The 13,240-nt window shown below is 64.9% G+C and carries 16 protein-coding genes; 7 read left to right on the forward strand and 9 right to left on the reverse strand.

Annotated features, from left to right (window positions below; translation table 11 throughout):
* Nucleotides 1-65 precede the first annotated feature (65 nt).
* Both AB4Y98_RS08920 and AB4Y98_RS08925 read right to left on the reverse strand, forming a co-directional pair.
* A complete protein-coding gene (locus tag AB4Y98_RS08920; protein ID WP_442244191.1) occupies nt 66-569 on the reverse strand; it encodes a cold-shock protein in 504 nt (167 codons plus the stop codon).
* A 47-nt stretch (nt 570-616) separates the two neighbouring features.
* Nucleotides 617-973, reverse strand: a complete 357-nt coding sequence (locus AB4Y98_RS08925) for a hypothetical protein (protein ID WP_442244192.1) — start codon at nt 971-973, stop codon at nt 617-619.
* A 755-nt stretch (nt 974-1,728) separates the two neighbouring features.
* On the opposite strand from AB4Y98_RS08925, the gene AB4Y98_RS08930 reads away from it, so the two are divergent.
* Nucleotides 1,729-2,169, forward strand: a complete 441-nt coding sequence (locus AB4Y98_RS08930) for a hypothetical protein (RefSeq protein WP_258266813.1) — start codon at nt 1,729-1,731, stop codon at nt 2,167-2,169.
* A gap of 143 nt (nt 2,170-2,312) precedes the next feature.
* On the forward strand, nt 2,313-2,759 hold the full coding sequence (locus AB4Y98_RS08935) for a DUF4279 domain-containing protein (protein ID WP_442244193.1): 447 nt from the start codon (nt 2,313-2,315) through the stop codon (nt 2,757-2,759).
* Here the strand turns inward: AB4Y98_RS08935 and arr are convergent.
* Both arr and ubiK read right to left on the reverse strand, forming a co-directional pair.
* Entirely contained in the window at nt 2,752-3,186 is a 435-nt protein-coding gene (gene arr / locus AB4Y98_RS08940; RefSeq protein WP_312786177.1) for an NAD(+)--rifampin ADP-ribosyltransferase, read from the reverse strand. The two genes, AB4Y98_RS08935 and arr, sit on opposite strands and share 8 nt — an antisense overlap.
* A gap of 125 nt (nt 3,187-3,311) precedes the next feature.
* Entirely contained in the window at nt 3,312-3,563 is a 252-nt protein-coding gene (ubiK, locus tag AB4Y98_RS08945) for a ubiquinone biosynthesis accessory factor UbiK (RefSeq protein WP_012512353.1), read from the reverse strand.
* A 158-nt stretch (nt 3,564-3,721) separates the two neighbouring features.
* Here ubiK and AB4Y98_RS08950 point away from each other — a divergent pair, with 158 nt between their 5' ends.
* Entirely contained in the window at nt 3,722-4,060 is a 339-nt protein-coding gene (locus tag AB4Y98_RS08950; protein ID WP_032977217.1) for a P-II family nitrogen regulator, read from the forward strand.
* A gap of 96 nt (nt 4,061-4,156) precedes the next feature.
* Here AB4Y98_RS08950 and AB4Y98_RS08955 read toward each other — a convergent pair whose 3' ends face one another.
* Complete coding sequence (locus AB4Y98_RS08955) at nt 4,157-4,816, reverse strand: RIO1 family regulatory kinase/ATPase domain-containing protein (RefSeq protein WP_312786178.1); 660 nt, start codon at nt 4,814-4,816, stop codon at nt 4,157-4,159.
* Between the two features lie 441 nt (nt 4,817-5,257).
* Between AB4Y98_RS08955 and AB4Y98_RS08960 the strand changes: the two genes are divergently transcribed.
* Nucleotides 5,258-6,163 carry an aspartyl/asparaginyl beta-hydroxylase domain-containing protein gene (locus tag AB4Y98_RS08960; RefSeq protein ID WP_442244198.1) on the forward strand — a complete coding sequence of 302 codons (906 nt, stop codon included), beginning with the start codon at nt 5,258-5,260 and terminating at the stop codon, nt 6,161-6,163.
* Between the two features lie 119 nt (nt 6,164-6,282).
* On the opposite strand, the gene speE is transcribed toward AB4Y98_RS08960, so the two are convergent.
* Nucleotides 6,283-7,134, reverse strand: coding sequence for a polyamine aminopropyltransferase (gene speE, locus AB4Y98_RS08965; protein WP_442244194.1), 852 nt, complete (start codon nt 7,132-7,134; stop codon nt 6,283-6,285).
* A gap of 179 nt (nt 7,135-7,313) precedes the next feature.
* On the opposite strand from speE, the gene speA reads away from it, so the two are divergent.
* On the forward strand, nt 7,314-9,203 hold the full coding sequence (gene speA, locus AB4Y98_RS08970) for an arginine decarboxylase (RefSeq protein WP_025874563.1): 1,890 nt from the start codon (nt 7,314-7,316) through the stop codon (nt 9,201-9,203).
* Nucleotides 9,204-9,246: 43 nt separating this feature from the next.
* Nucleotides 9,247-9,567, forward strand: coding sequence for a DUF6122 family protein (locus tag AB4Y98_RS08975; RefSeq protein WP_033832425.1), 321 nt, complete (start codon nt 9,247-9,249; stop codon nt 9,565-9,567).
* Nucleotides 9,568-10,023: 456 nt separating this feature from the next.
* Here the strand turns inward: AB4Y98_RS08975 and AB4Y98_RS08980 are convergent, their stop codons facing one another.
* The 3 genes from AB4Y98_RS08980 to AB4Y98_RS08990 are packed head-to-tail and all read right to left on the reverse strand — an operon-like array spanning nt 10,024 to nt 12,289.
* Nucleotides 10,024-11,343, reverse strand: a complete 1,320-nt coding sequence (locus tag AB4Y98_RS08980; protein ID WP_442244195.1) for an ATP-binding protein — start codon at nt 11,341-11,343, stop codon at nt 10,024-10,026.
* A complete protein-coding gene (locus AB4Y98_RS08985; protein WP_312112721.1) occupies nt 11,340-11,999 on the reverse strand; it encodes a response regulator transcription factor in 660 nt (219 codons plus the stop codon). Before AB4Y98_RS08985 ends, AB4Y98_RS08980 begins: the two co-directional genes overlap by 4 nt.
* Entirely contained in the window at nt 11,999-12,289 is a 291-nt protein-coding gene (locus AB4Y98_RS08990; protein ID WP_442244199.1) for a PepSY domain-containing protein, read from the reverse strand. Before AB4Y98_RS08990 ends, AB4Y98_RS08985 begins: the two co-directional genes overlap by 1 nt.
* Nucleotides 12,290-12,445: 156 nt before the next feature.
* Between AB4Y98_RS08990 and AB4Y98_RS08995 the strand changes: the two genes are divergently transcribed.
* A complete protein-coding gene (locus tag AB4Y98_RS08995; RefSeq protein ID WP_363733921.1) occupies nt 12,446-12,880 on the forward strand; it encodes a PepSY domain-containing protein in 435 nt (144 codons plus the stop codon).
* The last annotated feature ends 360 nt before the right edge of the window (nt 12,881-13,240 follow it).

Below are 13,240 nucleotides of genomic sequence, written 5' to 3' on the forward strand. Positions count from 1 at the left end.
CAGAGAACGCTCGATGGCGCGACGGACACCCTGCGGGCTGCCGTCGGGAGTCGCTGGCGAAGCGGCTAGAGGGATTGCGACCAAGGGCGGCCCGCGGTCCCCAACAAGCAACGCTGCTCATCAGGCACTGCCCCATTGAAACGCCCAAACAGCGCTTCGATCCACGATGTTCCTGCACTCTCCACCAGCAACCCGCCCTGGCTCTGGTGGTAGACCAACCATCGCTCGAAGCTGAGGCGCAGGCGCTCGATATCCGGTGCCCGCGTAAGTGCATCGGCGGGCACCCGGATCAGCACGCGTGAGGGGGCATTCTCCACGTCCATCACCAGAACGCCCTTGCAGCGGATCTCGAAAGACGTCACCCCGCCATAGCGCGTGTGCAGTTCAAAACCCTCATCCGCTTTGGCGGTCACGAAGCCGAGCGCATCACTGTGCAGCAGCCGGTAGTCGGCTGGCTGCAGCTTCTGGTAGGCCCACACCTGATCGCCCGCTGGCTCGGGCCAGCCCGGCCATACCGCGCCGATCATCACGATGCACACTGCCGCAGCGGTAAGGCCGTGCTTCTTCATTCATCACCCCGCACAAAAAAAATAACGTCACGCCCACAAGCGCCTACTCAGTCCTGTGGCCGCATCCGTTCGTGGATGAAGGCGGTGAGTGCGATATCGGCCATCACCAGCCCCCCCATCACACGGTCGCCCACGTACTGATCGGGCTCACCGTTCTGGCGCGTGCGCTCTGCCGCCAGCAGGAGTTCCTGCACGATGCGTTGGCCCGTCAGTGCGCAGTCGGCGTCGGACAACTGCATCTGCCGGCTGCGCAGGTGATGGCGTTCGGGCCAGGGCTGGCCGTCGGCTGCAGCGCCTGCGCCGATGCTGCGCAGGATGGCGATGAGGCTGTTGGGGTCCAGCGCAGGGGCGGGCGAGGGCGCCTCCTGGATGGGGCGCGGGGGAGGGGAGTGCGGCATGGTCATGGCAGGCTCCGTGCAAGCAGGCAGAAGCCGCCACCGATAAGGGTGGCGGACGATGCGTGGCTCGAAAACCGGGCTAGGGACAAACCGGCGGGTACAAGACCCCCACGCACCGCCCGCCATAGCCGGCAGACGGATTGCCAGCCGGCACCACGCGTGGCGGTGCCGGCTGACAAGCGTAAAAACAACATCCCTAGAACTCGGGTTTTCGACGCCCGGCCACCCGTTGTCGGTGGCTCTACCAGAGTTGCCTGATGTTGTTTGGAATGCCAAGGGGTTGGGGCCAAAGCCGCCAAAGCCCGAGACGTTTTTGGCATTGTTGCATAGCGTGGAAAGTGGCGAGAGCCTTGTGTCACGGGAGGGGGGCACTTCTGGAACGGAGTCGTCAGAACCTTCCGCCAAAGATGCAGGGTGCGGCAAATGCGACAGAATTCGACGAGCGGTTCTTCATGGCACAAGCAATAGAACGCGCGTTTCGATGCGGCCGATCGATAGCGCAAGCGTTCCTGACGTGTCGCGGGTATCGACGTTGCAGCCAATCTCAAGCAGTTCTTTGATGTTGGCGCCTCGATTGGCGAGAGGAGGATGGTCGCGTCCCCCTTCTGCTATAAGTGACGCAACCGAGCCCAGATGGCCTTCAATCAGATCGTGGACGCATGGATTTGTACTGGCGCTTGTTCACCAATTGCACATCGCAGCAGGCGGCTCTCAAGGTCGCGGCGCGGAAATTTCCCCTACTGATGACTTGCATGCCTCCAATGAACTCTCGCAAGCTCTTCCTGATGGTCTCGCTGGCACTCGCACTTTCTAGCTGCTCGGAAGTTGCAAGCACCCAATATGCAGACCGAAGCCAAGCTGTTTCGAGACAGGCAATCGGTGAATCGAAGTGGTTGCCCGCGTGGTTGCCTGAGGATGCTGTCAACATACAAGAGACGCACGACATGGACACCAATGAGTCGTGGTTGGTCTTTCGTCTAACCAGCGGCATTCTTACTTTGCCTGAAGACTGCACGCTGGCAAGCAGGCCGGAAATGCCGGACGCGCGAGTCATGCGGCGCTTTCCCCAGTTCGCCCGAAGCGCTTGGTCGCGCGCGTCAAATTACGCCGGAAAGTTCTACCTGTGTCCGGAGGGCAATGCTGGTCGCTGGGTCATGCATGATGAAGAACTGGACCTTGTTTACAGCAGAGTAAAGTTCTGAGACCGACGTCCGGGTGCTCAAGTTCGATCAAGAATGGCAACCCTCTTCGTCCGAACTTGGACTCCCTCAACGTGGTCAGGCTGACCTAACTTCGATGAGACGTATAGATTGGAAGCGATTCCGAAAAGGACAGCCGGATCCCAATGCCAGCATTCGACCATTCTCTGGTAACACTCCGATTCTTCGGGAGCGACCTCCTGCCAGATGAAATTAGTGCCTTGCTTGGGGCGACTCCAACTGCTTCGTATCACAAGGGCCAGGAACTTAAAGGCAGCCCATCAGGGGTCGTACGTGTCGCCAGGACCGGAAGCTGGCGACTTGATGCGGAGCGTCGTGAACCTGAAGACTTGGAAGCTCAGATCTTCGAGATCCTGGATCAACTCACCGGAGATCTCGCCATATGGGCGTCACTGGCACGGTTCCGGCCTGACCTGTTCTGCGGTCTTTTCATGGGCAGCAGCAATGATGGTGTATCGCTCTCGCCTCGTGGTTTGCTCGCCTTGGGGCAGCGCGGCATCGAGCTCGGGCTGGACATCTATGATGCCGAGGAAGAGGTGCGCAACGCCCAACGCCAACAGGTCATCAGTTGATGATCTCCCCACTCCCTGACGCAACAAATTCCCTCAACTGCCGAACGAACTCCGCATCGTAGGCCTCCCACTCCGTAATCTCCCCAACAACCCGCAACGGCTCCGTACTCCGATACGACCGCGTCGGATTCCCGGGAAACTTCTTGTTGGTCACATTAGGATCGTCCTCAAACGGCCCGGTCGGCTCCACCAAATACACACGCGGTCGCCCCTCACCCCGGGCCATCTCCGCAGCCAGCCCGGCGCCCTTGGCAATCGTGGTGAAGTAGATGTGGTTCATCACCACGCTGTCGCGATAGTTGGACCGGAAGCCCGCGCTCAGCAGCTCGCCCACCGCGAGGTCAGCCCGGGTGCCGTGATAAAACGGCCCGGCAACCTGGTCGCAGGTGTCATGCGAAACGGGTGTCCATTCGGTGTCCTGTGCCATCGGCACTACCCCTACCTGTCCTGCCGGATCGACAGGCCGGCGAGTCTAAGGCGCCGGGCGGGCCTTGCGGCAAGGCCCCATCAGGGAAATAATCTGTAAGTGGGAGGCGCAGCGCGCCTCCTTTTTTATTCTGCGGTGCCGCGCCCTTCAAGCTCGCGCACCGCTGTTTCCAGCGCGTCCAGCTTCTCGCGCGTCTTCAGCAGCACCGCGCGCTGCACTTCAAATTCCTCGCGGGTCACCAAGTCCAGCTTCGCGAGCCCCGCCTGCAGCGCGCTCTTGAAGGTGGCCTGCAGTTCCTCGCGCGATTCGCGCAGGCCCGGCGGCACCAGGTCGCTGAGGCGACGGGCGAGGTCATCGATTTGGTTCAGGTCGATCATGGGGTGCTCCGAGGGGTGGTGGGCCTGCGCATCCGGCGCGGCCACGGCTGTTCGGCCGTAAGGATACTGCTGGCCCCGGCCCGCCGGACAGGCGCTGCGGGTTTCGCACCGGCCGCGTTCAGGCGCTATCCTCCACGCCGGAATACAGGAGATAGACGATGAAGATGGTCATGGCGGTGATCAAGCCGTTCAAGCTCGACGACGTGCGCGAAGCGCTGGCCGAGCGCGGTGTTACCGGGATCACGGTGACGGAAGTGAAGGGCTTCGGTCGCCAGAAGGGCCATACCGAGCTGTACCGTGGCGCCGAGTACGTGGTCGACTTCCTGCCGAAGGTGAAGCTGGAAGTGGCGGTGACCGACGATCAGGTGGAGGTGGTGGTGGAAGCCATCGTGAAGGCGGCGGGCACCGGCAAGATCGGCGATGGCAAGGTGTTCGTGTACGACCTGGGCAGCGTGGTGCGTATTCGTACCGGTGAGCTGGACGCGGACGCGTTGTAAGCCGTTTTTGTAGAGCCGAGCTCACGCTCGGCTGATGCAAAGAGCCGCCGAGCGTGGGCTCGGCTCTACAGAAAAGCGGTCGAGCAAGCTCGACCTCTACCGACGCTTCGCCCACTTGTAGAACCGCTTCCAGCCTTGGCGCACAGCCGCCACCCAACCGGGGTCGGCCACCATGGCCGCCTGCGCAGGGCTCGGCGCCTGCCCGGTCACGCGCTGGCGCATCTTCAGCAGGTTCTTCATGTCGCTGCGGCTCAGCTGCCGGCTCAGCGGGTTGCGGCGCAGCCAGCGCGGTACGCGCCAGGCCGAGGTGAAGTCCAGCAGTACCGGCACGCCGGCGCTGACCACCACGTTGGTGCCATGCAGGTCGTTGTGGGTGATGCCGGCGGCATGCAGGCGGCTCAGCGCGTGCTGCAGCTGTTCGAACACTTCATTGCCCACGGCTTGCGCGGTACTGAGCGTCTGGCCGGGGATGAATTCCATGCCCAGTGCGAGGCCACCGAGGGTGCCGAGCAGGGCCGGGGCGTGCTTCCAGCCGCCCAGCCGCTCCAGCATGCGCGCCTCGCGGTGCACCATCAGGCGGGCGATCGGCGACACCGGGGTGCCACGGTAGCGGGAGTAGTCCTTCACCACCGCCGGACGGCCGTCCAGGCAGGTGCGGTAGACATCGGGGGCGAGGAAGCGTTCACCGCGCTTGAGCAGCAGCGGCGCCACGGCGTCATCGCCGCAGGACGGGGAGGGGGTGATGGAAGGGATCATGTGGGGTCTCGGGCGACCCGGTGGGCGGCGCTGAAGCGTCAAGCGAACCGGTACGACGGGGGGAACTGGCTAAACTTTCGTTAAGTCAATTTTAGTACCGGCAAGTTCGCTATTCCACGATTTGTCGGAGAAATGTCGGCGTCGTGGCTGGAACAGTTCGTCGCGCTTTTTCGGACAATTCTGTCTCACTTTTCGAAAAGCAATTTAATTTCAATAGTTTGCAGATGCGTTCGGCAGCGCTCGCGGCGCAGCGCTGCGGCCCACGCACGCTTGGCTTGACCCCGGCGCACGGCCTGCCGACCATAAGCTGTTACACGCGACATCGACGGCCGCACCCACCCGGCACGTCTCCGTCTCCTGCCGCGTTCCCCCACTGATGCCGGCCCTGCGGCCGCATCGCCCTGTTTCCCTGTCCGGCGCGTGCTGGAGGAAAGTGTTTTGATCATCAAAATCGTACTTGCGGCGCTGTTCGTGTCCTGCGTGCTGTACATCCACTTCCGTGGCAAGGTCCGTGCGCGCTGGTCGCGCCAGTTGCTGGACCACTCCAGCTTCATGGCCCCGATCAACGTGGTCATGTACATGTTCTCCAAGGTGCCGACCACGCCGTTCCTGGACCCGGGCAAGGAATTCCCTCAGCTGGAGCCGCTGCGGCAGAACTGGCAGATGATCCGCGACGAGGCACTGGCGCTGCGCGATGCGCAGGCGATCGCTGCCTCCAGCACGTTCAACGATGCCGGCTTCAATTCATTCTTCCGCCGCGGCTGGAAGCGCTTCTACCTGAAGTGGTACGGCCCCACGCACCCGTCGGCCAAGGCGATGTGCCCCAAGACCACCGCGCTGCTGGAATCGCTGCCGGACGTGCGCGCGGCGATGTTCGCGCAGCTGCCCTCGGGCAGCGAGCTGCGCCCGCACCGCGACCCGTTTGCCGGTTCGCTGCGCCTGCACCTGGGCCTGGCCACGCCCAACAACGATGCCTGCTACATCGAAGTGGACGGCATCAAGAAGAGCTGGCGCGACGGCGAGTGGATGATGTTCGACGAAACCTACATCCACCATGCGCACAACGAGACGCCCGATGACCGGGTGATCCTGTTCTGCGATATCGCCCGCCCGCTGCGCTTCGGCCTGCCGGGCCTGTTCAACCGCCTGGTGGCGTCCACGCTGCTGGCCGGTGGGGCATCGCCGAACCTGCCGGGTGACCCGACCGGTGGCGTCAACAAGGCCTTCGGCAGCGTGTACAAGGTGCGGCTGAAGGCCAAGGCGCTGCGCGAGCGCAGCGTGGTGGCCTATCAGGTAATCAAGTGGGGCCTGGTGGTGGCGGTGATCGCCGGTATCTGGGCGCTCTGATGCGTTGGGTTTGATGAGGTTGCCGGCCAGCGGCCGGCACTACCCGTAAAAACAAAAACCCGCGCTGTCGCCAGCGCGGGTTCTTCTTTGGGTGGGTGCCGACCGTTGGTCGGCACGCCTTACTTCAGCGCCGCCTTCACGAACGGCGGGGTCACCAGCACGCCGGTGTGCAGCGCGGCGGTGTAGTACAGGGTATCGAAGGTCTTGGCGGCCGAATCGGCCTGGCGGAAGTCGAAGCTGCTGTCGCCCTTGCGCGCCAGGGTCACGCTCCACCAGCCGGTGGGGTAGCACGGCTGCGGGAACGGCAGGGTCTTGAACGAGCCGAAGCCGGCCTTGTCCATTTCGGTGCGCATTTCGTTGATCAGTTCCAGCTGCATCAGCGGCGACTCGGACTGCTGCACCAGGATGCCGTCGTCCTTCAGGGCCTTGAAGCAGCTCTCGTAGAACGCCTTGTTGAACAGGCCTTCACCCGGGCCGACCGGATCGGTCGAATCGACGATCACCACGTCCACGCTGCCGGCCGGGCAGTTGGCCATGTAGGCCACGCCGTCGTCGAACATCAGCTCGGCGCGCGGGTCGTCGTTGGAATCGCACAGTTCCGGGAAGTGCTTGCGCGCCATCACGGTCACCTGTTCGTCGATGTCGCACTGGGTCACGCTCTCCACGCCCTTGTGCTTGAGCACTTCGCGCAGGGTGCCGCAGTCGCCGCCGCCGATGATCACCACGCGCTTGGGCGCGGCGTGGGTGAACAGTACCGGGTGGCTGATCATCTCGTGGTAGAAGAAGTTGTCCTTGCTGGTCAGCATGATGGCCCCATCGATGGTCATCAGGTTGCCCCAGTCGGTGGTCTGGAAGATCTCGATCTTCTGGAACGGCGACTGCACTTCGTCCAGCTTGCCGGTGATGCGGTAGCCGATGGCCGAGCCGGTGCGCTCGAAGTGTTCGATGTACCAGTTGCTGTTGTCAGTCATGGGAAAGCATTCCTGTTCGGAGGGGATGGAGCCGGGCTGAAGGCGGGGTGCCACGCATCCGGACGGATCGGCCCGTTCAGGTTCAGACCTGCCACGGGCGCGGGCGCGCATGATAACGAACCTGTGGGCATATAGGCGTTATCATGCCCCCCCTTTTATTTGCCACAAGGCCGACTGCAATGACCGATTGGTCCCTCGACCAAGCCCGCAAGACCTACTCGATCCCGCACTGGGCGGATGGCTATTTCGACGTGGATCAGGCCGGGCACATGGTGGTGAGACCGACCGGGGCGGATGGCCCGGTGGTGTCGCTGCCCAAGGTGGTCGATGCCGCGCGCGCGGCCGGTGCCAAGCTGCCGCTGCTGGTGCGCTTCCCGGACATCCTCGGCCAGCGCCTGGGCAAGCTGCAGGCGGCGTTCGCCCAGGCCCAGCAGGATTGGGACTACCCGGGCGGCTACACCGCCGTGTACCCGATCAAGGTGAACCAGCACCGCGGCGTGGCCGGCACCCTGGCCAGCCACCACGGTGAAGGCTTCGGCCTGGAAGCGGGCAGCAAGCCGGAACTGATGGCCGTGCTGGCGCTGTCGCGCCCGGGCGGCCTGATCGTCTGCAACGGCTACAAGGACCGCGAGTACATCCGCCTGGCCCTGATCGGCCGCAAGCTGGGCCTGCAGACCTTCATCGTCATCGAGAAGCCGTCCGAGCTGAAGCTGGTGCTGGAAGAGTCCAAGGCACTGGACGTGAAGCCGGGCCTGGGCGTGCGCATGCGCCTGGCCTCGCTGGGCGCCGGCAAGTGGCAGAACAGCGGTGGCGACAAGGCCAAGTTCGGCCTGTCGCCGCGCCAGCTGCTGGACCTGTGGAAGTCGCTGCGCGATACCGAATACGCCGACTGCCTGAGCCTGCTGCACTTCCACATGGGCTCGCAGATCTCCAACGTGCGCGACATCGCCAACGGCATGCGCGAAGCCACCCGTTACTTCGTCGAGCTGTCACAGCTGGGTGCGAAGATCACCCACGTCGACGTGGGCGGTGGCCTGGGCGTGGACTACGAAGGCACCCGTTCGCGCAGCTTCTGCTCGATCAACTACGGCCTCAATTCGTACGCCAGCAACATCGTGCAGCCGCTGGCCAATGCCTGCGAAGAGCACGGTCTGACCCCGCCGCGCATCGTCACCGAGTGTGGCCGCGCGATGACCGCGCACCACGCGGTGCTGATCGCCAACGTGTCTGAAGTGGAACAGGCGCAGGAAGGCCGCGTGCCGGACCAGCACGACGACGAGCCGGCCTCGATCCGCCACCTGCGCGAGATCCACGAAGAACTGGACGTGCGTCCGGCGGTGGAACTGTTCCAGGAAGCACAGCACTTCCACGCCGAAGGCCTGTCCAGCTATGCGCTGGGCCAGATCGACCTGCCGCAGCGTGCGCGCATCGACGATCTGTTCTATGCCATCGCCCATGGCGTGCGTGCGCGCCTGAGCTACGACGAGAAGAGCCATCGCCCGGCGCTGGATGAACTGAACGAGCGCCTGGTCGACAAGTACTTCGTCAACTTCAGCGTGTTCGAATCGATTCCCGATGCGTGGGCGATCGACCAGGTGTTCCCGATCGTGCCGATCGAGCGCTTGAACGAGGCGCCGGATCGCCGCGGGATCATCGCTGACATGACCTGCGATTCCGATGGCATGGTCAAGACCTACGTCGAGAACGAAAGCCTGGACAGCTCGCTGCCGCTGCACGCGATCAAGCATGGCGAGAGCTACCGCATCGGTTTCTTCATGGTCGGTGCCTACCAGGAAATCCTCGGCGACATCCACAACCTGTTCGGCGATACCGACGCGGTGGAAGTGCTGGCCGATGCCGATGGCTATGCCATCACCCAGCAGCGTCGCGGCGATACCACCGACGTGATGCTGGACTACGTGGGCTACAAGCTGGATGACCTGCGTGCGGCCTACGCCGAACGCGTGGCATCGGCAGACCTGTCGCCGGAACGCGCGCAGGAGCTGTCCGAAGCGCTGGAAGCGGGCCTGACCGGTTACACCTACCTGTCCGACGAACCGTTGATCTAAGGGTGACGGTAACGCCGGGCATGGCCCGGCGCTACCGGTGCTGATGAGCGCCCGCGCGATCTTTCATCTGTTCCTGCATGCCGCCGTGCCAGCCCTGCTGGCATGGCTGTTCTGGCGCAAGCGCTTCGCATCGGCGTGGTTGTTGCTGCTGCTGGGCTGGATCATCGACCTGGACCATCTGTTGGCCGATCCGATCTACGCCCCGAACCGCTGCAGCATCGGCTTCCACCCGCTGCATACCGCACCGGCGATTGCCGTGTACGCGGGCCTGTGCGTACCGAAGAAGACCCGGCTGGTGGGGATTGGTTTGATGATCCACATCGTGCTGGATGCCATCGACTGCTGGTGGATGCATCACCGGTAGTTGCCGACCTTGGTCGGCGCTCTTGAAGCGTGTCGACCAAGGTCGACGCCTACCGGGCGGCGCGTGATCCGGTAGAGCCGGCCGCTGGCCGGCTGCTGCAGCGTGTTTCCGGCAATCAGGCGGTTGCCGGCCAGCGGCCGGCACTACCACCGGCGTTGCATCGACTCACCCCACCGGCAACCACAGCGTCGCACGCAACCCCGGCTGCGCGTTCTCCAACGCCAACCGCCCGCCATAACTGGCAGCGATCGTGCTGGATGCCATCGACTGCTGGTGGATGCACCACCGGTAGTTGCCGACCTTGGTCGGCGCCTTGATGCGTGTCGACCAAGGTCGACGCCTACCGGGCGGCGCGTGATCCGGTAGAGCCGGCCGCTGGCCGGCTGCTGCAGCGTGTTTCCGACAATCAGGCGGTTGCCGGCCAGCGGCCGGCACTACCACCGGCGTTGCGGCGCGTCACCCCACCGGCAACCACAGCGTCGCGCGCAATCCCGGTTGCGCATTCTCCAACGCCAACCGCCCGCCATAACTGGCGGCGATATCACCGACGATCGCCAACCCCAGGCCGCTGCTGCTTTCGCGCTCATCCAGCCGCACGCCGCGCTGGGTGACCTGCGCCAGCGCCTCGGCTGCCAGACCGGGGCCGTCATCGCGCACATCAATGCGCAACTGTTCTTCGTCCACGCGCGCAGTGACCGTCACCTCCCGCTGTGCCCACTTGCCGGCGTTGTCGAGCAGGTTGCCGAGCATCTCTTCCAGGTCGGCGCTGGCACCGGCAAATTGCAGGTCGTCGGCAATACCCTCCGCCTGGAACTGCAGCGCACGGTCGCCATGCACGCGCGCCATCAACCCGCATAGCGCCTGTGCAACCGTGGCCACCGGCGTGCGATCGCGATGGTCGGCGGTCAGTCCGGCGGCAAGATAGCGATCGACGCTGGCCTGCATGCGTGCGCCCTGTTCGCGCAGCGTCGCGCGCCACGCGCGGCCCTCGCCATCGGCTTCGGCGGCGAGCACGCTCAGCGGTGTCTTCAGCGCATGCGCCAGATCCTGTGCGCTGGTGCGGGCGCGGCCGACCATGCGTTGCTGGTGGTCGAGCAGGGTATTGAGCTCCTCACCGAGCGGTGCGATTTCAGCGCCCAATCCGGCCGTATCGATGCGCTGTGCATCGCCGCGGCGCACGCGTTCCAGCTGCGCACCGAGACGCTGCAAGGGCCGCAGACCGAAATGTACCTGGCTGGCCAGTACCGCCAGCCACGCCGCCACCAGCACGGCCAACGCCATTGCGCTGCGTTGGCGGAATGCGGCGACGTCCGCATCCAGCGCACTGCGGTCGGTGGCGACCACGGCGACATAGGGTTGGTTCGCGCGGGGCAGGCGCACCGGCTGCACGCGCGCGCGCAGCGATTGCTGCAGCGGGCCCGGCAGATTGCGTTCGGCCGTGCCAGTGGCGGCCACTGGCAGCGTTTCGTCCCACAACGAACGTGACTGCAGCAGCACCTTGCCGCTGCCATCGGCTATCTGCCAGTACGCGCCGGAGAACACGCGCTGGAAGCGCGCATCGTTGGGTTCCTGGCGCAGCTGCAGCTGGCCATCGGCATCGATCTCGGCCTGCGCCAGCAGGGTCAGCATGTCCTGCTGCAGTTCGTTGTCCAGGCGGTCGCGCGCGCTGCGCTTGAACAGTTCGCCCAGCAGCGCACTGGCCAGTGCCGAGACCAGCAGCAGGCCGATGCCACCGGCCAGCAGCAGCCGGCGTCGCAATGATGGTTGCCGGCTCACGGCGCGGCCAACCGCCAGCCTTGGCCGCGTACGGTCTGGATCAGGTCGGTGCCAAGCTTGCGGCGTACCCGTCCCAGCAGTACGTCCAGCGCATTCGAATCCGGGTCGTGACCGCCATCGAACACATGTTCGCCCAGGCGGTCGCGGCCGATCACCTGGCCGCTGTGGTGGATGAAGTAGCTCAGCAGGCGGAATTCCTGCGGGCTCAGCGCCAGTGCCTGGCCATCCAGGTCGAAGCGCCCGGCATTGACGTCCAGCTGCAGCGGGCCGCACTGCAGGCGTGGGCTGGCATGGCCGCGGCTGCGGCGGATCAGTGCGCGCAGGCGCAGCACCAGTTCGTCGGCCTGGAAGGGTTTGGTCAGATAGTCGTCGGCGCCGGCATCGAATCCGGCCAGCTTGTCGTGCCAGCGGCCGCGTGCGGTCAGCACCAGCACCGGAAAGTCGCGGCCGTTGCCGCGCCAGCGTTCGATCACGCTCAGGCCGTCCAGCCCGGGCAAGCCCAGATCGACGATGGCGGCCTGCAGGTCTTCCACCTGGCCGATCTCCTCGGCCTGGCGACCATCGGCCACCACCTCGACCACGTAACCGGCCTGCTCCAGCAGCGGCTGCAAGCGCTCGGCCAATGCGGCATCGTCTTCGGCCAACAGGATGCGCATCAGTCGTCCAGCTCCGTCTTCAACAGCCTGCCGTTGCGCGCATCATAGTCCAGCTCCACCACCACGCCGTCGGCGCGCAGGATCTCCACTTCGTACACGCCATCGTCCAGTTCCACTTCCAGCAGCTGGCCGGGGTGGCGCTTGAGTGCATCGCGCACCACGCCTTCCAGCGGCACGTAGCGGCCCTGCTGCACCGCGCGGCGCGCGACCTGCTGCGCCGGGTCCTGGGCAGGGCCGGCGGCGGACGGGGCGCTGGCCAGGGCCAGCAGCAGGGACAGGGAGGGCAGGATCGGCACGTGAGTGGCTGGAAGCATGGGAACAAGTGACAGGCGCGAGTGTGCCGCGACCGACTAACAGTTGGCTAACAGCGCCGGCTAGGCCGCTGTTAACCACGCCGTGCATCGTGGCGTTGCCGGGATGGTCCGGCACCGAACAGGAGAACCCCCATGTTGAAGTCGCTCACCCTCGCTACCATTGTCGCTCTGGCCGTGGCCCCCGCCGTACAGGCCGCGCCGCTGGGCATGGCCCAGGTCGAACAGACCCTGCGCAAGGCCGGCTACACCCAGATCCATGAGATCGAACGTGATGATGGCCTGTGGGAAGCCGACGTCAGCCGTGCTGATGGTCGCTTCAGTGAGGTCTATGTGGATCCGAAGACCGGCGAGATCTTCGACGAGCACGATGGGCGTGCGCAGCTGAGCACCGAGCAGGTGCTGGCCAAGGCGCAGTCGCAGGGCTTGCGCGAGATCCATTCGCTGGAACGCGATGGTGCGACGTGGTCGCTGGAAGCGCGCAATGCCCGCAACCAGAAGGTGGAAGTGCGCCTGAGCGGTCATGACGGCCGCATCCTGCACAGCGAGCGTGATGGCTGGCTGGATTGATGCCTGCTCGGGTGGGTGTGTCGACCAAGGTCGACACCTACCGGGTAGAGCCGGCGGCTGGCTGGATTGAGCTGCGCTTCGGTAGATGCCGACCTTGGTCGGCACAGGGCCGGAAAAGCGTGTCGACCTAGGTCGACACCTACCGGATTGATGGCGGGTAGAGCCGGCCGCTGGCCGGCTGCTGCACGGTGTTTCCGACATCCGGAGGTTGCCGGCCAGCGGCCGGCACTACCGCCCCCGGAGTACGGGGGCAGCGCCATAGGCGCGGGGGTGTGGAGGTCGGTAAGTGGGGCCCGCGGTTCGCGCAGCGAAGCGTGGGAGCGACAGCGCGCATGCGCTGACGCGTACCCGGCCAGCGGC

Origin of the sequence: Stenotrophomonas sp. 2YAF26 (assembly GCF_052114625.1) — a bacterium.
Lineage (GTDB): Bacteria > Pseudomonadota > Gammaproteobacteria > Xanthomonadales > Xanthomonadaceae > Stenotrophomonas > Stenotrophomonas indicatrix.

Coding starts and splice junctions, on each gene's coding strand:
- AB4Y98_RS08920 (WP_442244191.1), bottom strand. CDS start 569: ATGAAGAAGCACGGCCTTACCGCTGCGGCAGTGTGCATCGTGATGATC.
- AB4Y98_RS08925 (WP_442244192.1), bottom strand. CDS start 973: ATGACCATGCCGCACTCCCCTCCCCCGCGCCCCATCCAGGAGGCGCCC.
- AB4Y98_RS08930 (WP_258266813.1), top strand. CDS start 1,729: ATGAACTCTCGCAAGCTCTTCCTGATGGTCTCGCTGGCACTCGCACTT.
- AB4Y98_RS08935 (WP_442244193.1), top strand. CDS start 2,313: ATGCCAGCATTCGACCATTCTCTGGTAACACTCCGATTCTTCGGGAGC.
- arr (WP_312786177.1), bottom strand. CDS start 3,186: ATGGCACAGGACACCGAATGGACACCCGTTTCGCATGACACCTGCGAC.
- ubiK (WP_012512353.1), bottom strand. CDS start 3,563: ATGATCGACCTGAACCAAATCGATGACCTCGCCCGTCGCCTCAGCGAC.
- AB4Y98_RS08950 (WP_032977217.1), top strand. CDS start 3,722: ATGAAGATGGTCATGGCGGTGATCAAGCCGTTCAAGCTCGACGACGTG.
- AB4Y98_RS08955 (WP_312786178.1), bottom strand. CDS start 4,816: ATGATCCCTTCCATCACCCCCTCCCCGTCCTGCGGCGATGACGCCGTG.
- speE (WP_442244194.1), bottom strand. CDS start 7,134: ATGACTGACAACAGCAACTGGTACATCGAACACTTCGAGCGCACCGGC.
- speA (WP_025874563.1), top strand. CDS start 7,314: ATGACCGATTGGTCCCTCGACCAAGCCCGCAAGACCTACTCGATCCCG.
- AB4Y98_RS08975 (WP_033832425.1), top strand. CDS start 9,247: ATGAGCGCCCGCGCGATCTTTCATCTGTTCCTGCATGCCGCCGTGCCA.
- AB4Y98_RS08985 (WP_312112721.1), bottom strand. CDS start 11,999: ATGCGCATCCTGTTGGCCGAAGACGATGCCGCATTGGCCGAGCGCTTG.
- AB4Y98_RS08995 (WP_363733921.1), top strand. CDS start 12,446: ATGTTGAAGTCGCTCACCCTCGCTACCATTGTCGCTCTGGCCGTGGCC.